Genomic DNA, 18,277 nt, shown 5'->3' on the forward strand with positions numbered 1-18,277 from the left:
GCCCTTTGCTGCGGTTAACCCGGACCTGTGGCTCAAAAAGTTGGTAACAGTGTCGCGAAAACCCCTGAAATCGCTTGAAGCGCGCAAGTTGCCCACTTTGTCGCACATGATAAATTGAGAGTCTGAGGGCCCTGCCGGGCTCACCAAAAAAGTCCGTAGCTCATTCAGGCGCCATTTCGCCGGATCGGAATCACCGCACCAGATACGTGGGCTTTTCGTTCCCCAGCCGGATTTCGACTGGTGATTTTTTCCACGGCATCGGACAAATAATCGGGGTGGTGATGACCATAGGTGTTGAGCAACACCTCTAGCGACATTCCAAGATAGCCAGCTGCCTGCCAAGGGTCCGTACCTCTCTGCATGAGCCAAGTCGCAGCTGTGTGCCGCAAAGTGTGAGGGGAGATTCGCGGGCCGAGGCCTGCGAGCCTGACTGCACTCTTGAATGCAGTCTTGACTGACGTCACAGCCTTCCCATTGTACTCCACGAAATGCTTCGCCTCTGGACTAGCTCGGTGCCAGCGCCGCAGGTGCGCGAGCAAGCGCAAGGGGATCGGCACGGTGGGTTGCCGTTTGTTGGTTTTCGCGCTGCCCTGCTTCAGGCGGTAGTAGCGGCCGCGCTCTAAGTCGACGTAAGAGCGACCAATCGCGGGAATGGGAGATGCAGCTGCGATAGCTCCAGCACGAGTTCCGCTGTAGATCCCCAACAAAATGAACCGTGCAAGATGGCGTAGCGGACGCTTGCTTGTCGGGACCTTCAGGTCGTCGGTCGGCCGACGCGAGCCCTTCTGCATTTCACGATAGCGCCAGCACGTCCAAATCAGTTTGGCCGCATCGCTCCGCGTCAGCCACTGGTCTCGAGGCTGGCCTCGCTCTGGTAGTGAGATCTTCACGATTTCCCGGTGAAATCCTTCGGCTGCATGGTGGCCAATCGCAGCTCGTAGGTCTTCAAGGTCTCGCCGAGCGCCTCCCTTTTTGCCGCGCCACTTGGTGTAGGAGCGACATGCCTCCCCATTGACCTCGCCAAGCATTTTTGCTCCCCACCATTCGTTTAATCGTTCTATTCGTTTCTTGGACTTGCGGATATCGGGGATGGTGTCCTCATTTTCGCAATCAGCGTTGAAACGACAGCGAAGCTTGTCCAGTTGTGCATCCAAATAAATCGAGAGGACATCCGCGATTGCGATATCGTCTATGTGGCGGACGCGTCGCTTGGGGGTATGTTTGGAGCTTATGTAGTCCCTTAGTTTTTCCTCCGCGGCCGCAATCTCATCTGCAGCGCAGCCTGTGCCGACATCCCGGCCGTTGTCTCTGATGATCCAGGTTGCTTGGTGGGTGATCTTTCCCCTCTTGTTTCGGCGGGCGGCCTTAAGCTGAAGTCTGGCGCCCTTGCTTCTTCGCGGCATAGCTCTCGCATCCGTCCGATATGAGCCAGCGTTGTAAATTCCTTGCCGGCAATCTTCTCAATAACCAATCGGTTACGATCGCGCTCGCGACGTAAGCCCGCGACCGTCATTCCTCCCAAAGGAAACGCGATCTTCACGGCATCAGCAAGGCGAAGAGGGGTATCGGGTGTAATTTCAGGTTGCGTTCGATTTGTCATCGACGCCTTATCGAATATTGTAGAGCGGAAGCTTACTCGTGCTGCAACATTCGTCGCGGAGACCTACTCCGTGGGCAAGCTCAGCCCCACCTCTATCGCGCACTCGAGCGTAAAATCGTACAAATAAGTAAAGACGACAACAGCGGTAGGGAATCAGTAAAGCTCACACTCGGGTCTCGGCACGATTCAAGAACGGGCCGTTCCGGATGAAGCGGAGGGTGCTATGGTCGAGGCAATTAGTTATGGATCCAAAGTTACTATTGAGCCGATTCCCACGCAGACCTACCATCGCAGTTTAGTGACGTTTGGAAGGAACTCGTTGACGATATGGACGATCAAATGATCCCACCTCGCGGGATGTCAAAAGAGCAGCCGCGGCCTACGCCGGTTATGAAACGCTATCAGCTTTCAACGACTGGATTGGGCGGGGATCATGCCGGGACCCATTCCCGGAACACATCGGTGGGACAGGAAAGCTATAGATGCAGCATTTGACCGGCTCTCCGGGCTCAAGCCCACGGTTGAATCGCAGCGGTCGCTTCATGACGAATGGAAGGCCTTGCAAAATACGGATGCGCCTCGAGCGCATCAACACGTTAAACGAAAAGCTCGCCGATGAAACGGAAGACGCACTGCTTCGCGCGGCTGGGAGGTCCATGGATCGGATGGCGCAGCACCCCTTCCAAGGAGCAGGTCGTAAGTGGTTGATTTGTAGGCTTGGCACATGGCGCCTCGAACCTGGGACCCGCTGATGCAGCTCCAGAAGATCGAGCGGCTTGCGCCATCGCTTAAAAATTCTCTTCTCGAAACCTGCGTCCGATTTTCTGGCGCGCGCAAGAAGCTGAGGCATCCTTCGCTTCAGATCCTTGCACATATCGCGCGCGACAGCTGGAATAAACTGCGACAGCAAGTTGGCCGAAGCCCCGGCGATATCCTGCTCAGTTAGATCAGGATGCGCTTCCAAGGCCCTTTCGATCAATTCTTCAAATATCTGTTCAAAAGTCTTCATGATTCAGGCCCCCACAGGCCGGCATCCTAACCGATTTGCAGCTGATAGTGGGATTATCGGGACCGACGACAACGGTCCTCAATTTCGGCAATTCCCCGAACAGCCGACGACAGGATCACAGAACGACTCGGCTATAAGACGTGTCGCTGATGGCGCTCAAGAGAGTGATATTGTCATGTCCGAAATCCCGTCTCTGCCCCTGCCGATCTCCCTTCCGCGGGACGAGGCTATGCGATCGTGGGGACAAGCAGCCTCATCCTATGAGCCGGATGTTTGGGAGTTCGAATACCGCGTCCATCCTATCTCGGTCGCATGCCGGAAGCCGAATTGCGAGCCCGTTACGACGGGATTGCCCGGAATCTCCAAACCATTTTCAGTGATGATCGCAACGTCATCCCAATCAATTCATTCCTGAGTTCTTGGTACTGGTATCGCAAGGAACATCAGACTCGCTAATGCAGGTGCCGAGGCACAGCACCGCCGGGCCCCGCGTCACGATGTCGGAGACTGGAAAAGCCATCACGCGCGCTGGGAATCATAGGCATTCAGCAAATCGAGCCCGAACTCATATTCAATGACGAGCTTCAAGGCATGGTCCTCGTCCCCCTCGACCTCCATTAACCAGCGGCGTAACCGTTCGCCGTCCGGTTTTTGCGCGCTGCAATGCGCCAGGATCAAAAAGCGGAGCCAGCGCTGTTGGTCGAGCGGATGCGATGAGCCGGTGGATTTGTTCGCCAAATCCGAGAAAGCTTCGAGCGCCTTAGCCGCCTCAGGCGAGACCCACTCTTCAAGGGACTGCCAAAGAGAAGAGAGTTCTACGACGAAGCCGGTCGAAGGCTGCTGGTTTGGCGATCAGGCGTTCGAATTCTTGCAAGAGGCCATTGTATTGCGCGTAAGTAAGCCGGTCGACTCTCTTGGAACGATATTTGTAATCGTATACCCGCCTTCGCGGGACCAGAGCGTGAGCCTGGCCGCAGGCAGGCTCTTGTCGCTCTGCCGTTGAAAGACGAGGACATCGTCGCCGCGTGCCATGCGACTAAGGTCCTTCTCGGCGTCTATCCCACGCTCCCATGGCGTTGCTGTAGCGGCAATAAGCGCCTCCCGCAGCTCTGCACGCCTGGTTTCGGGACCAAGGATCGAGAGATCCTGGAAGACTTCGATCGTGTTTGTCGCTCATGTGTTTGGTCTCCGATCGAACTAGCTGATCAGGCTCGTTATGGCCTGCGGCGCGCCAATGAAGGCGTAAGGATTCAGGAACTGGCGGCGCCAAAACAAGTTTCGATCCACTTGTCCAAGCGCGGCTTCGTCACAAACAGCCGACCAGCGATCCTTGATGGTCTTGATTTGATGCACGACAATCGCGACGGCATCCGCCTCGTTGAGAAGAAACGATGGCGCGCCTTTCAGGCAGAGCGCAATCTGACTGTGTCGATCCTGGCCCAATATAAGCATCGCTTGCGTCGCCTCGCCGCCCGTGCGGCTTTGCGGGCAAATATCATAGGCAGGTGTGAGCGTCAGATTCGTGCCGTCCCAGAAGGCTGCGTGATTTCGGGCATGGTCATCCGTGTTGCCGCAGAGCACGTTGAAGACAATGCGCGAAAACAACTCCCGTAGCGTCTCCTTGGGTTCCGTAAAACGGTGGCGGATGGTCGTGGCGAGCTGTTCGTAGCTGGCGTAACGGGCCATCATTTCGTCCAGCTCAAGCAATGTTAGGGCGGATACCATGGCCTTGCGGTACCATCCGTCGGTAGCCTTCGCACGATCGAAGCGCTCGATGAGGAGGATGTCCTTGCCCGCCACGCGTTGAAGGTTCACAGGCGCGACGCGAAGCCCGGTCGCCGCGGCCAAGCGCATTGCGATGAATTCCGCCTTCACCACGCTATAGAGGTCGGTTTGCGAAGAAAACTTCGCGATGAATTTCTTATCGTTGGAGGTAATCGTCGCTTTCGGGCGCGCCCCGCCAATGGAGCTACCGTGGAAAAGAGCCCGGTCGAGCTCGGGCGTCAGCGGCGTTCCTTGTTCGACGAGCGCCGCCGCATTCAAGAGCTCATCGAGAGAGGCGCCCTCGCCTTCACGCGCGACATAGGCGGAGGGCGAGGCTTGAAAATCGAGCGCGCCGATGCGATCCGACCCTGACTCGAGGAGAAAGGTCAGCTCGGCAAGACTGCCCGCGTCAATCTCCTTCTCACGGGCACCGAACTTGCGATTGAGGATCACGCGCCGGCCCCAGGCGTCGGGCGCGGCGTCGCGAATACAATTCGGCATGTTCAGACCCGCAAGAAGCGGAAGGATTCCGCTCCGCAGCGGCAATTCGGGCTGGTAAAGCGCAATGGCGTCCTTGCGCTCGATATAGCTCCGTCCATAGTTGAACAGGAGCTGTTCGCCACGCGCCGACAGAAGTCCTGCAACAACCGGTTTCGTCTGGCCCGGTAGCCAAGTCCAGACATAGGCCTCAGTGAATTTGGGATCAGAAGTCATCCTTGACCTCTTCACCCCGCCGGGCACGAATGGATTTAGGCAGAAGCGTCATGACTTCGCGATTGCTTTCGATCGCCTGAGACATTGTCGCCTGCTCGACGTCGAACAGCCTGACGCCGACAATCGCGGCGACCTCAAAGACAGCGCCAATTGTGGATCGCGGGTCGCCTGCCTCTATGCGCCGCAGCAGCCCGCGCGAGATCCCTGCCCGCTCCGCGACATTGAGCGTGCTCATCTTCCGTTCGATGCGGGCCTTGCGCAGGAGCTGCCCAAGCAGCACCGCAGCATCGGCGGCATAGGCAGAAATGGGATGATGGATCTTAGCCATGGTTCATAAATAGATCGTCACGACCCTTGTGGATCATATATAGACCAAAGCTGCAAAAGCCAATTGGGTGGTTCACAAAAAGCCCAAATGAGCCCCTTATGGTCCATTAATGGATCATCTAGGTTCCACAGAAAATGGGAAATTATCAAGGAGCTGCCGAGGACCACCATTCAAGCACAGATCTCGCCTCGTCCAAGCTTCCCACAGGAGATTTTTCGCATCTAAAGGCGCGACAGATTGCGGCATCGACCTCGCGAACATAGCATGAACGCAAACGATTGAAAAACGTTCATGACAGACAAATCCGGCGACTTTGAAATTGAGCCTGAGTTCGAATGGGGACCGAGCCGCATGTAGATTGTCGAACTCGCCTTCTGGCGCCTTTCAACACTGCCCGACGATGAAATGGAATCCTGCTTTCCAGACCGAAATGGAAGATGGAGCAGCAGCCAAACCAAGGCTGCCGTTCTCAGACACGGTGCGAAGGGTCTCGACCTCAATCAGAATTGGGCTCTTGTCGAACAGAATTGGTTCTGTCCCGTTTGCCGGCGCAGCAAAGTTGATACTCTTCCGCCTTTCCAGTCGCGGTATTCTGCTCGCCAATTTGGAAGAGCATCACGATCACCTGCGGGACTATTGTGGGGCGTCGAGGGCGCACGTTGTTCGGGGACCGCTGGACCGTGGATCTTCCGCCAGGATGTGGAGAAATAGCCGATACCGTCGAACACTTGGTATCCAGCTTCCCTCGCGAGCTCGTCTGTTCGGAATGTAATGCCGCGGACGGCAAGGCAAAGCTCATGATGAAAGGCGCCATTCCGGCGTATTTCAGCTTTTCGCCGGCTGAAATTCGCACGTTTATCGAGCCGGTTGCAAACGCGGACCACCGGATCCTCGAGGACCGCGTTGAGAAGGCCTGGCACGCCTGCGCGCCCTCGCTAAATGCTCGTATCGCTTTGATCGATCAAACGTTGAACATGATTCATTCCGGCGCGCTCTACCGGGAAAGAGGCACATCGTCCTTTCAAGCTCGCCATCAACGGTCACGATGAACTGCCGCTCCTCGTACTCCGTTCCGTTGCTGGACCAAGGCTTGACGTTGAGCTCTTCTATGATCGTCCTAGTTTCCAACCAGTCTCTTCTTCGATTTCTCGGTTCAGCGCAGCGAACACGTCTTCGCCTTCATCAACCTGACCGCCGACGAGCTCCCAGCAACCGGGAAGAGTCGACGGCTCATTGTGCGCTTCTGCACGAAAATCCGTCCCAACGAGTCCGGGATTAGCGCGCGTGCGACAATTTGCTTTTTGAACGCCATGTTTCTAATCTAACGTGTAGTAGAAACAATGCCGGTATGACGAGTCTCAACGATATTTTAGACCGATTTCGGCCAGGCCCGCCGAGCGGGACAATTAAGCTCGGCGTACTGGGGGCACCGGGCACGGGAAAGTCGACTCTCACGGCGCGTCTGTCCGAGGCTCTTGTCGGACGGTGGCTGCACGTTTCCTTGTAGCCGCCGACGGCATGATGTCGAGCGTGGCATCGCGGCTCCAGGTCCAATACTCAATGTTTCATCGTTCGATCACTTCACGCTCTACAAGTATGTACCAAATAAGGTCCAGAGTGATTGCTACATCCTTGTGGACGAGTGGGGTACCCCGTGTTCCCACCACAGACGGAGACATGATCTACGTCATTCAGCTGAGGGCTTCCGAAGGGCGTTGAATCAACAATCGTTCATCCGCGCCTTGTCAGACACCGGAGCGTGTCTCATTGGCGATGCTTAGTCTCACAAGGACCTCACCGCCCAGGGAATTAAGAATGCCTTTCTTGATGCCAATTTGCTGGCAGAGCTCATTATTGCACGTCCGTACGTGGACGCCCGCTTCGAGCAGGAGCTCAAGCTCCAGTGGTCTCAGCGCACAGCATTATATGCGGGTGAAGTCGAGCGAGCACATAGGCTTGCTGGATTCCTGCCTGCAACCCCACCGCAGATCGAAGAGTTGCAGACGATCGCCAGAAATCCCGAACCGAGTTCGAAATTTCTCGGGCTCGAAGCCAAGACCTATTCCGAGAAGGACTTCGTCAAAGACCTGACAGCTTGATGCCAACCGCCGCGACGAAGATGTCGCAGCACGTCGTTGAGAAGAAGCATCTTGGCGGAAGGGCCTCTTCCATCCCTGTAATTGGCGCTAGCGCGCAATACGCGGGTGCTCTCCGGGATGGTCGTCGACCCGAAGGTTCATGATAGAGGCCGATGGCGAACACGGATTGGCATCACCAAACTGCACCACGTTCTGGACTGCGACCGATAATTGGAGTGAAAAGTCGAGAGGCTTCGGCGGAGGTGCGCTGGTGATGGGATTGCAGCTTGCATCCACACCTCCAAACGGCTGATTACCCTTCAGATCTCTGAACCAAAGCATCTTCTGAGCGTCCGTCGTACAGGCGTTCGAAAATGTAATGGGCGCCGACGGCAATTGGGCGGTGCTGTGACAGCTCAAGCACCCCGAAATCGGATTGTCGACCGGCCCGTTCGCGCGCCCCGCCCATCCCAAATGGGAGGCTGCGTAAGCAGGCGCCTGGTCCGAGATCGTGGTTTCGGTCAGCTTCTTGCCTGCTTGCTGGTCAGCGGGTGTGAAGCCGAAGTCATTTCCCCATGAAAGGCCTACGGGCCGGAGCCTCCGCCACGGGGAGGTATCAGTTGCATTGCTGTCAAAAGCGAAAGTCCCGAAGACCCACCCGGTTGGCGAGCGACTATCCACCGCGGCGACGTCCATCTGCATGAGGCGCACGGTTTGGGGGCCGGCAGCTGTCCGGATCGTCCACTGCGGAGCACCCGACAAGACGTCAGAATCCTGAAAGTCATTCGCAGTAACGTCGCTGAACAAGATCTTGAAGGTCATTGCTCCTTGGGGGAATTGAGCTTTTGCTAGATCGGGCGAAGCGCCGCCCAAGACCTGTCCGATCGTGACGGCACCCGCTGCATTGTAGAAGCCGACCGCATAATTGTGAATGGTCACTCCTGGCTTGAGACCGAGCTCCGGTCCGGTCACAGAACGTTCTGAGGTCAAGCCGCGCATCGGCTCTCGTGCACGCGGTCCAAAATTCATCAGCGGCATGTGAAACCAGGGCCGAACGTTGTTGGCTTCCGGCTTGAAGTCGGCATCGATCATGCCATCAAATGCATAGTCTCGCAGGGCATAGAGGTAAGCATTGGCCCCCGTCACTCCGTCCTTGAAGTCGATATTCGACCACGGTGCGTCGTTCCCCGGGACAACCGTAGGGTACGATTGGGACAGTTTGAACCACGGACCAGCGCTCGGTACCATCGCTGATGGCGTGACGAAGTCTGGAAAGGCCCCGGTGCATTGCGCAATGAAAGGTGCCGGCTCAGGAGCCGGAACGCCCTTCCCTGTCACCGGGAGGCAAGTCGATCCGGGAGCACAACCGCTAGCGGCATGTCCATGTGTCGGAGCAAGGCATGTGATCGTGGTCGCAAAAAGGACGTTGCGAAATATACGACTTCCTAAATGTTGAATAACGCGCATGAGCCTCTTTCCTCTATGACGCACCACTTCATTCCGATACAATTACAGCGCGAATTCGCCTTTGCAAGCCCGAATTGATTCCCAGTAAGTTTTCGCTACAGAGCTTGGAAGTAGGCCCTGACCTTTAAAGAGAGGATGATGATCGTGTTCTGTACGAAACGTACGGTGCTTCTCCTTTTTCTCTTTGCAGCAAGCGCGCAGGCGCAGACTGCAACGTCATCTGCTTATTTGACGGTAGATGGACAAGTGACGACTCCACTGTCCTTCTCTGAACCCGACTTTCAGGCACTTCCTCACACATCGATCACCGTCACGGATTCGGCCGGGAAAAGTACGACCTATTCAGGAGTTGACCTGGCTGTCCTTTTGAACAAAGCGGGGGTGCCGCTCAAGCAAGACCTGAAAGGTGCCGACGTCGCAAAATATCTCCACGTTCAAGGCGCTGATGGTTTCGTCGCGATTATTTCTCTGCCCGAGTTTGATAACGGCACGTTCCTGGTGGCAGATGCGCAAGATGGCTCCCCATTGCCGAGCGGGACCGGTCCTCTCCAGGTCATTTCACCTCAAGAAGGTCGTCGTAGCCGCTGGGTGAAACAACTGAACTTGCTGCAGATCACCAAATCTTCACCGCAATAGCCGCACCAGAGCGAGGACTAGTCACTGGCGTCCACTCCGAGCGGCCTCACTCTCTGCGCATGAGCCAGACGAACACGGTCGAATAAAGCGGGTCGCCCCGAATACAAATCTTGCTCAGAGACAGTACGTCTAGCCGGTGTTCGTCGGCGGCGCGCCTGATAGATGCTTCGTTGATATATGAGTTATCATGCCCTTCCGCGTCGATAAAACGCGCGCTCCTGACCCAGTCGGCACCGATCATGTAGCCGTCCTCAGCGAGTTGAGCCGCGGCGTTTCCAAGAGCCCATGCGTAGCGTTCTGGGCTTTTGCAAAGCCCAAACAGACCAATTGCCGTAATCAAGTCGTGCTGCGGGCCGGGTACGTGACGAAAGGGCGTGCTGAGCACATCATGGATGATGAACTTGTCGATCTTCTCCCGCACGCACGCCAAGTGATGGTGGTCACGCCCGAACCTTGCTAGCACTTGCTGGTAGCAGGGAGGGACGTCGTCCGATAGAATGAAATCGTGAAGCACCTTGAGTGCTTCGGCGCTTTTGTCGCAGCAATCGATGCTCGTTCGGACATTTGCGGGAATAGACCAGAACAAGGTCGTTGGACCGCAACCAAGATCAAGCCAGCACTCGACCTCTTCTACGCCCGCGATGAGCTCGAGAATTTCGTCGGTCCCCTGCCCGTCCCGGAAGGATTCATTGAAATACAGGAATCGGTACTGCGAGAAGTAATCAACATGCTCTTGATCAAGCCTGGTGTGTGACAGCGCGTCCCTCCAGGGAGCCCTGGAGGACTTCACCCGGCTTTCGTCCTCACCCAACCACCCGCCAACATATTGAGTTCGGCTTCGCATCACGTAGCTTCCGCCACGATGAGCAGGCGGGCAGAGTTTTCGCTGACGGGCACCCGCCTGTAATTGCCATATGCTTCAACCATCCGAAACCCAGCGGCTTGCAGCAGGGCGGACATCTGGCAAAGCGAGTAGATCCTTAACTCGACCGTCGAGACAAACTCTTCAGTCAACGCGCCATTTACGAGAGTGTAGAAGAACGTTAGCTCAAGCAGCTGATTTGAACGGAGGCGTTGGGATCGCGATCGCCTGAGGAGGCTACCATCGTCCAGGCCTCTTTCCCACTCAGCGATGAGTTCGTTGTCACCGAGTCCGGCCGCGAAGTATTCAGGCCCATCCTCCGTAGGTTCGCTCGAGCGGGCGAACGTCGCGAGATCTAGAACCAGGCACCCTCGCTTCGACATGTGCCGCTTGAATGATGATAAGGCGTCCAGTGCCTCGGTCTCGCTGCCGAGAAGCTGAAAACACTCGCGCGGACACACAATGAGGTCGAACATGGCGGAAAGCTTGAGAAACCGCATGTCCTCAAGAACAGTCTTTACGTTCTCGATTCCGCCGCGTGCCGCCAAACGCCTTTGCAGCTGCAGAAGCATTTTCGGGTCACGGTCGACCGCAGTGATGCGCTCGACGCGACGCGAAAGTGGGAGCGTCAATCTGCCGCAAGCGCACGGCACCTCGAGGACATTTCCCCCCCGCATTTGCCCCACAGAGGCGATGAACTCGACTTCATCCGGGAACGAGCCAAATTCACAATCGTAGAATGCACTTCTCTCCCTATAGCCGATTGGAAGGGCGTGATTTCCGCCTATTGGACCCGAGCCTGCTTTACCCAAAGCACCAACGTTAGAGCTCATTGCTCGCCTCACCCAAGCGACTGACGAGATCGGCGGCCGTGATATCGGCTGAAGATAGGTTAGCGAGGTTCTGCCATTCAGCGGCGAGGTTGGCTCTATCGAACAACAGACGCTCTGAGAAGTGATTGCATTTGCAACCAGACGTGTAATTGTAGTTGGCATTGACTATCAAAGGCGAATGGATGGCACCAAACAGATTGTCACCTACACTCAATCCTTCTAGTACGCCCAGGCTTGCCAGATCGTCCAAGTCGACACCGGTGCCTGGGCTGGCAAAGAATCCGTCACCAGCTCTGAACTTCGCGATCGGCTGATGGAGGAAACGAAACGAGCACTCCTTTCTTGCAAGCAGCTTGTCCACATCGTGCGAAGCTATGGCCTCACTTTCGCAGGACCACGACTTTTGTCCGCCTATTCTTCCCCGTCTAGCCCGTCCCGTCCTTATGACAGGCTCGAAGTAGCTCCGAAGGCCTTCGTGAGCGACAAACGTGGCTAACGCAGGAACATCTCGAGCGGAAGCATCGCTGACGGGAAATTCTATACCGAAACGGCTGCGATGGTTCCCTTTGAACACCGCCATCAGGTCCAGCAGGCTCGTTGGCAGCTCCAGCGCGTGATCAGTAAGCACGACCTCACGATAGTCGTATTCTCCGGTTCTCGGATTGCGCCAGCTTGAATTATTGGCGCTCGATGTGCTCCAAATGGAATGATAGATCTGCAAGACATCCTTGTATTCCTCGATCTGCGCGATGAACGCGCGCACAGTCGGCTTGCTGTCGCCGGCAGCAGAGAAGCGCTCAATATTGCGAGCAATCTGTTGACGGATGTGAGAGCTCGAAAAACGGCCGTATGTTCGCCAATGACCGGCAGCCGCTTCCTCGCTTGAAAATATCAATCCTGCAGTGAAGATGAGCCATTGCATGCCGGATGCTGCGACGAGCTCCAGCAGATCGAAGAACCGTGGGAACACAGTTACTTCACCGTCCCCCGATGTCTGTATCACCTTGGCTCCCAGTGCGCGAGCTTGGGAGATGGTGCCGGCTGCTCCATCGAAATAGGAGGTTATCTGCTCTTCCATATACGGGTGCTTGTCGATCGGAACGGCGGACGCATAGCAGCCCGAACACGCCAAATTGCACTGCTTCGGACAAAAAAGATGCAGAGAATCTATGCAGTTCGTCAACGCGCTTCGCACGCGGCTCATCAGTTCCTCTCTGGTCGCGCGCCGGATGCTATCGAGGTGGGACGAGTAGGCCGAATCCGCCGTAAACCAGCCGGGCAAATCCAGATTCACGGACCCGCACTGACCGTCTGGCAATCGCCGCTCGCCGGCAAACCTTTCAATTGAGGTCGCATAGAACGGTATCCGATAGGCCTTGGATATCGCAAAGTCGAGCGTCATCGCACTCTTAGCCATCTCGATTGAATGCGAGGTCTTCGGAAGGTGCCCAGGCAAGACGTTCGTGCACCCGAATTCGCTCTGTTTGGAGAGGAAGTAGCGCAGGACCTCCGGATGGATCCTTGAAGGGCTCGTCTCAAATTGCGAGAACATACCGAACTCCACATCGTTTAGGCGATTGGCATTCGCGTTTCTAAGGCATCATGCCGAATGAGCTCTGGATGAACGAGCTCGCCGGCCTTGGCTATCATGCATAGTTCGATCATTCTTGACCGACCGCCGCGCAAGCAGACATCGGCCAACTTGCGGACATATCTGATCACACGCTCGGATGTCGCTTTAGATGCTGTTACCGGTACCGATGCAGGCAGATGATCGATCTTGATGTGCAAGACGCTGTTTATGAGCCGCGCTGGAGCGCGATGGCTTGTTGTGCTCTTAAAGGACGGCAAGTATCCCTTCCCGTAGCCGCAAGTGACGTCCACGATCACCGACCCAGGTTTCATGGTGGACACCATGCGTTCGTCCACCATCGCGGGCGTATCGAAGGTGGAAATCAGGATTGCGCCTATCAGTACGTCAGCCTTCTTGACTTCCTCACGCAGGACACCTCGGCGATTGAGCAGACATCTCACGCGCCTACCGAACTCCTGCTCAATTTGCGCTATCTTGGTGGCGTTGCGCACGAAGATTGTCACCTGAGCGCCCAATGCGATCGCCGTTTGCGCCGCTGCGCGCCCGACATTTCCAGCGCCTATAATGACCACCCGAGGAAAAGGCCCGTTCGGCGCTGCGCCCATCAGCAATCCTCGGCCGCCGAGATGAGACTGTAAATGGTACGCGGCATAGATCACGGCCATCCGACCGGCAATATCGGAATCCGACACCGAAGCCGGATAGGCGCCCGCGCGCGAAATAAACTCGAGAGCGTACGCGGTGAGCTGCGAGGTCTTTAGTGCCTTCATTAGCGCAGGGTTTCCCTCTGCATGCATGAATGCGGCCAGATGGGACCCCTTGCGGAAGAATCTATATTCTTCGGGTAGAGGGGCCTTATACTTGAGGACGAGATTAGCTTGCCATGCCTCGAGCGATGTTACGATGCGCGCCCCAGCCTCCGCGTAAGCTTCGTCGGATATTCCAAGCGATGCCGCAGCCTTGGCCTCGACCAGAACATCGTATCTATCCTGGACCAACGTTTTGATTTCGTGTGGCAGCAGGAGCACCCGCCTCTCGCTCGTTCCTCGCTCCTTCAGGAGCCCAATTGACCGCCTAGCCATCGCCGGTCTCAGCCGACCGGAGATGGGCTGCAATCCTCGCGCCGTTTGACCTATTGGCCTGCTTCAGGAAATCTGACGCACCGCACAACAATGGATCACCGGTGTAGATCTCGGACATAACCGGGCATCTGCCAGCGCAAGCGTGTTTGGCGCTCCCAATGTCGCAGCTGGCGCAACCCTTGAAGTCGTTGAAGGATACAGCCCTGATGTCCTTGAAGGATGTGTCCCAGAGTTCGGCAAAGCTCGCTTCTCGCAAGGTCCCTGCAGAGTATTTCTTGGCGGACATGCAGACCGAGCACGGGTAAACCTCGCCGTCCGATGCAATATACGCGAGCGAGATGCCACAAAACTCCCGCTGTATGGCGTGCGAAAGCCTATACGAGAAGGACAGAAACTTTTGAACGCAAAGGCCAATCCTCTGCATCTTTTCGATCCGATCGAGGTAGTTTCTAAAGTAGAGAGGCGAGGCACTTTGTGCGACATTGCCATTTGGTGTCAGATGGGGAAACCGCTTTCCTCGCCCGACAGGGCTAAAAGGCGTCACTCCGAAAAACAGATCCTGCTGCGAAGTGAACTCGAAAATCTCCTCCAGTTCAGCGAGATTGGAATTCGTCAAAGTCGTCATTACGGCTGAGCGGATCCCGTTCTTCTTGAGTAGTTTCAGCTTTTCGATCGTTTCCTCATAAGTTGACAGATGCCGCATCTTCTTGTGCGATTCGGTCCCGTCCAGGCTCACGCTGACAACGCACTCCTCACGTGGAATTTCATCAATGACCGATTGAGAGAGGTAAGTGCCGTTGGTAGCAATCGAAATGACGAAGCCGAGATCGTGAGCATATTTGACGATGGACATGAAATCGGGATGAGCAAAGGGCTCACCTCCGCAGAACACGATCGAGAAGACGCCCTTCGCCTTCAGTTGATTAAGTATCTCATAGATTTCGGAAGTGCTCAGCTCGTTTGTTCTTTTCGGACCGGCTTCCACGTAGCAGTGCAGACACGGAAGATTGCAGTACCGCGTGATTTCGAACCACACGATCAGCGGAGCTGACAGACGGAAGCTGTCGCCAATCGGGACTGTATCTAATCTAAAGGGTTCAAACTCTTGCTGCTCCGCCTCTGCGTTGATCAGAGGGGCAGCCTCGTTTGAATAGAAACCAATATCGCCAGTGTCCGCAAACGCGAGTGTGTAGCCGAATTCCTCGATGCGCGACCGCGTTCGTTTGCGCATGAATTTCACTCGCGCTTGCGGAGCTGACAGGGCTGTAAAGCCGTTTTAAATGGCGTTTCCAACGAGGAACGTCGCCGGGGAGATCTTCCCGGTGTCCACGTGCGCCTCGAACTCTGCGCTAGCTGTCAGCTTCCTGCTGCCGGTCGCTTTCGCGAATTCCTCCAATTGCTTCTTTTGCTCAGGTGTGAGTTCAAGAGCCAATGTTTGCGGGGCTGGGCTTTTGGACATCGAAGCTCTCCTTTTGCGCTGCGGGAATTACGTTTCACAAAACCGTCACTACTCTTGATTGTACCTTGTCCACATGATGACTTTACGAAGATCAATGCGATAGTTGTCTTTTAGGAAATTCACAGGATAAAGTTGCGACGCTGGTTATGGCTTGCAACCCCGCCACCGTTTCAGCGAGTCTGCCCTGATGATCCAAGCCCGCCGGTCCCACGGCACTCACCTGCTGATCGATCTGTGGGGAGCACGTCATTTGGAAGACGCCGATCGCATCAGAGAAACGATGATCAACGCTGCGTTGCGGGCTGGAGCAAAACTGCTGCATGTGCATCTGCACAAATTCGAGCCCCACGGGGGTGTCACTGGTGTCGCGCTGCTAGCCGAAAGCCATATCAGTATTCATACCTGGCCAGAAAGCAGTTACGCAGCGCTAGATGTGTTTATGTGCGGCAGCGCCGAGCCCGAGCAAACAATACCGATCATCAAAGCCACGTTCACTCCGCGACAAACGATTGTTCTACAGGCAATCCGAGGCACTGATGGTGGCGGCTCATCGATGATTGAGACTGCAAGCTTTGCACATTGCGACGGTCTGAGAACCGCGCCAACGACCGCGCAGGCCCGAGGTTGAGCACCGCACGGCCTCCGGGCCGGGCTGGTGGCAGTCGCAGCTTGCGCCCTTGTCGATCGACCGGATCGCCTCCCAGGGGCCAAGCAACACTTCGATCTGACCTGCCTAGAGCGCCATTTTTTCTAGCCTGCCAGGCGTGACAAACGCCGACTGGCCTGTTCGATTTCGGTGCGATCGTGTCGCCGGCGCCTGAACTCATGCCTCGCCCAGCGCTGCTCAGTCTGATAAGCGGTCATAGTTCGGCACGGATAACGACCGCAGCACCCGCATGGCGCAGCACCTCCCAGACGGATCACGCTCACGGGGGCAGCATCCAGGCGCAAGATGGCTTCGCATCTTGCTCGGACGCTTTGATGCTCGGGGTGCATGTGCATCGAGTAGATTTCCTCAAGCCCAAGGAAGACATCATCAACCGCTCCGGAGCCGCGTGCATTTTCAAGATCCTTTTCGACCTCCGCCAAAATCTTCAACTCTTTGGCGCAAGCTCTGTCTGCCTTCTGTTTTGTTACCGCTTTCACCGTCGTTTTCTCCGTCGATCTTTCTGAGATCGAGATAGTCGTCCGGAGCCAGAAATAAGCAACGACAGGCGCTCCCTCGCACCTTTAGGCTTGCGCCACTGGACATACGCGCGAGGACTCCGGACTTTGGGGAAAAACGATTACGCCTGCCGTACGAGGTTTTCTGGACCTCATCCGACAATAGGAAATGCGATTCGGCCATGTCAACGTTTAAGTTGTATTGTTTTGTATAACACGTGTTGAGGCAGTAATTATATCGACACACAAAGGTGCACCGTGTTTGAATCGCGCAATGAAGCGCAGAATCAAACCGAACTCGCAGATGTTGACGGAAAGCGAAGCTGCTCAACTGCTGCGTTGCTCGACGAGCGACGTGAGACATCTGCGGCTCACTCGTCAGCTCCGGTGTTATCCAGGCCTCGGCCTCTCACAAGCCGATCTGGAAATATACGTCGCGGCAGAAGATCATCAGAGTTCGAATGCCCGGAACAGCCAACGGGTGCGCCGTCGTACCCGCTGACACGCGGCCGCGCGTGCTGCAGACGCGGGGCGCACTGCAGCCATTGTCCGAGCCAAGCCGCCTACCCCTAGCTCAAAAGGCAGGCAGCAGGAGCGGTTCGAGCGGATAACGGACGTTCGACGACCTTTTTGCTCACGACACAGCCTCGATGTGCCGAAATCCCGCGATGCCTATCAGATAGTCTGCTGAACAACACGGGGCTCACCACCAATCAAGGTCGCGCCAAGCGCAATGACAAAGTTGCGCCTGCCTAGATTAGCATTTCGCATCGGCTGCGCTGGGCTGGCGTTGCTCGCCGGTACTGCCGTGACAGACGCCTCTAGCTGCAATCGGCGGGATGCGCTCGGCACGGCGCGGGTGCTCGCTGTCGATGCCGCACTCTTCCCGCGGGTGGGGCTGAAGAACTTTCCCGAGACGCTTCCTCTGGCGGACCATGAAGTCGTCCTCACCTTCGATGACGGACCGCGGACGCCCAACACAGACAAGGTGCTGGCTGCGCTCGCACAGGAATGCGCGCGAGCCACGTTCTTTCTGGTCGGCCGATCCTCGGCGGAATTTCCCGAGCTCGTGCGGCGTATGGCCGCCCAGGGCCACACCGTAGCGCACCACAGCTGGTCGCATCCGATGATGTCGAAAATCTCGTTCGAGCAGGCGAAAGAGGACATCGAGCGCGGTATCACCGCCGTCGAAATGGCGCTCAACGGTGTGTCCACCAAAATGCCCTCGACACCGTTCTTCCGGTTCCCCTACTTCGACGCGACACCTGCGACGCTCGATCTCTTGCTGGCGCGCGGAATTGTCGTGTTCGGCGCTGACCTTTGGGCGAGCGATTGGGAGAACATAACTCCAGAGCAGGAGCTCACAATCCTGATCGAGCGGCTCGAGGCCGCTCATAAGGGCATCATTCTGCTGCATGATGCGCAGACGCGGACGGCGGCCATGCTGCCTGGGTTCCTGCGCTACCTGCATCAGAACGGGTATCGGATCGTGCATCTGGTGCCGGCTGCCGCCAAGAGCGCTGAAGCCCCATTGACGTCTTGGCACCACGCCTTCCCGCAGTGAAGGCGCGCGAGAAGTGTCGGAGATCACCTCCTGGGTTCAGAGACGGCTACGGGCGACCTCGTGGCCTGATCTCGTTCGATTTGCGAAGCCTCAACGTGACGAAGCTGTTCCTGCGGCATGGCG

At 56.4% G+C, this 18,277-nt stretch carries 17 protein-coding genes; 6 read left to right on the plus strand and 11 right to left on the minus strand.

Annotated elements, in window-relative coordinates:
- Window positions 1–164: 164 nt before the first annotated feature.
- Complete coding sequence (locus QA642_RS38240; protein ID WP_283081526.1) at window positions 165–1,403, minus strand: tyrosine-type recombinase/integrase; 1,239 nt, start codon at window positions 1,401–1,403, stop codon at window positions 165–167.
- 948 nt (window positions 1,404–2,351) lie between these two features.
- Between QA642_RS38240 and QA642_RS38245 the strand changes: the two genes are divergently transcribed.
- Window positions 2,352–2,546 (plus strand): hypothetical protein, encoded by a 195-nt coding sequence (locus tag QA642_RS38245; RefSeq protein ID WP_143130673.1) that lies wholly within the window; start codon window positions 2,352–2,354, stop codon window positions 2,544–2,546.
- A 582-nt stretch (window positions 2,547–3,128) separates the two neighbouring features.
- On the opposite strand, the gene QA642_RS38250 is transcribed toward QA642_RS38245, so the two are convergent.
- The 3 genes from QA642_RS38250 to QA642_RS38260 all read right to left on the minus strand — a co-directional run bounded on the left by QA642_RS38250 (window position 3,129) and on the right by QA642_RS38260 (window position 5,415).
- Window positions 3,129–3,347 (minus strand): hypothetical protein, encoded by a 219-nt coding sequence (locus QA642_RS38250; protein WP_283081527.1) that lies wholly within the window; start codon window positions 3,345–3,347, stop codon window positions 3,129–3,131.
- A gap of 459 nt (window positions 3,348–3,806) precedes the next feature.
- On the minus strand, window positions 3,807–5,087 hold the full coding sequence (locus QA642_RS38255; RefSeq protein WP_283081528.1) for a HipA domain-containing protein: 1,281 nt from the start codon (window positions 5,085–5,087) through the stop codon (window positions 3,807–3,809).
- The gene (locus QA642_RS38260; protein ID WP_027562245.1) at window positions 5,077–5,415 is read right to left on the minus strand and encodes a helix-turn-helix transcriptional regulator; all 339 of its coding nucleotides are present in this window, start codon (window positions 5,413–5,415) and stop codon (window positions 5,077–5,079) included. The genes QA642_RS38255 and QA642_RS38260 overlap by 11 nt, the downstream gene beginning before the upstream one ends.
- 797 nt (window positions 5,416–6,212) lie before the next feature.
- Between QA642_RS38260 and QA642_RS38265 the strand changes: the two genes are divergently transcribed.
- Both QA642_RS38265 and QA642_RS38270 read left to right on the plus strand, forming a co-directional pair.
- Window positions 6,213–6,464: a hypothetical protein gene (locus tag QA642_RS38265; RefSeq protein WP_283081529.1), complete on the plus strand. Its 252-nt coding sequence runs from the start codon at window positions 6,213–6,215 to the stop codon at window positions 6,462–6,464.
- A gap of 786 nt (window positions 6,465–7,250) precedes the next feature.
- Window positions 7,251–7,514, plus strand: coding sequence for a hypothetical protein (locus QA642_RS38270; protein WP_283081530.1), 264 nt, complete (start codon window positions 7,251–7,253; stop codon window positions 7,512–7,514).
- Between the two features lie 87 nt (window positions 7,515–7,601).
- Here QA642_RS38270 and QA642_RS38275 read toward each other — a convergent pair whose 3' ends face one another.
- Complete coding sequence (locus tag QA642_RS38275; RefSeq protein ID WP_283081531.1) at window positions 7,602–8,585, minus strand: hypothetical protein; 984 nt, start codon at window positions 8,583–8,585, stop codon at window positions 7,602–7,604.
- Window positions 8,586–9,095: 510 nt separating this feature from the next.
- On the opposite strand from QA642_RS38275, the gene QA642_RS38280 reads away from it, so the two are divergent.
- Window positions 9,096–9,596, plus strand: a complete 501-nt coding sequence (locus QA642_RS38280) for a molybdopterin-dependent oxidoreductase (RefSeq protein WP_194389422.1) — start codon at window positions 9,096–9,098, stop codon at window positions 9,594–9,596.
- Between the two features lie 46 nt (window positions 9,597–9,642).
- Here QA642_RS38280 and QA642_RS38285 read toward each other — a convergent pair whose 3' ends face one another.
- Genes QA642_RS38285 through QA642_RS38310 form a run of 6 tightly spaced genes read right to left on the minus strand, consistent with a single transcriptional unit; the run spans window position 9,643 to window position 15,426 of the window.
- Entirely contained in the window at window positions 9,643–10,407 is a 765-nt protein-coding gene (locus QA642_RS38285; protein WP_283081532.1) for a class I SAM-dependent methyltransferase, read from the minus strand.
- 32 nt (window positions 10,408–10,439) lie between these two features.
- Window positions 10,440–11,291, minus strand: a complete 852-nt coding sequence (locus tag QA642_RS38290) for a class I SAM-dependent methyltransferase (RefSeq protein WP_283081533.1) — start codon at window positions 11,289–11,291, stop codon at window positions 10,440–10,442.
- Window positions 11,281–12,843 (minus strand): hypothetical protein, encoded by a 1,563-nt coding sequence (locus QA642_RS38295; protein WP_283081534.1) that lies wholly within the window; start codon window positions 12,841–12,843, stop codon window positions 11,281–11,283. The genes QA642_RS38290 and QA642_RS38295 overlap by 11 nt, the downstream gene beginning before the upstream one ends.
- A gap of 17 nt (window positions 12,844–12,860) precedes the next feature.
- Window positions 12,861–13,913 carry an NAD(P)-dependent oxidoreductase gene (locus tag QA642_RS38300; protein WP_283081535.1) on the minus strand — a complete coding sequence of 351 codons (1,053 nt, stop codon included), beginning with the start codon at window positions 13,911–13,913 and terminating at the stop codon, window positions 12,861–12,863.
- Between the two features lie 46 nt (window positions 13,914–13,959).
- Window positions 13,960–15,198: a radical SAM protein gene (locus tag QA642_RS38305; RefSeq protein WP_283081536.1), complete on the minus strand. Its 1,239-nt coding sequence runs from the start codon at window positions 15,196–15,198 to the stop codon at window positions 13,960–13,962.
- A 45-nt stretch (window positions 15,199–15,243) separates the two neighbouring features.
- A complete protein-coding gene (locus tag QA642_RS38310) occupies window positions 15,244–15,426 on the minus strand; it encodes a hypothetical protein (protein WP_092217502.1) in 183 nt (60 codons plus the stop codon).
- Between the two features lie 187 nt (window positions 15,427–15,613).
- Between QA642_RS38310 and speD the strand changes: the two genes are divergently transcribed.
- Window positions 15,614–16,054: an adenosylmethionine decarboxylase gene (gene speD / locus QA642_RS38315; protein ID WP_283081537.1), complete on the plus strand. Its 441-nt coding sequence runs from the start codon at window positions 15,614–15,616 to the stop codon at window positions 16,052–16,054.
- 1,269 nt (window positions 16,055–17,323) lie between these two features.
- Window positions 17,324–18,154 (plus strand): polysaccharide deacetylase family protein, encoded by an 831-nt coding sequence (locus tag QA642_RS38320; protein ID WP_283081538.1) that lies wholly within the window; start codon window positions 17,324–17,326, stop codon window positions 18,152–18,154.
- Window positions 18,155–18,277: the final 123 nt, after the last annotated feature.

It is taken from the genome of Bradyrhizobium sp. CB2312 (genome assembly GCF_029714425.1).
Taxonomy (GTDB): Bacteria; Pseudomonadota; Alphaproteobacteria; order Rhizobiales; family Xanthobacteraceae; genus Bradyrhizobium.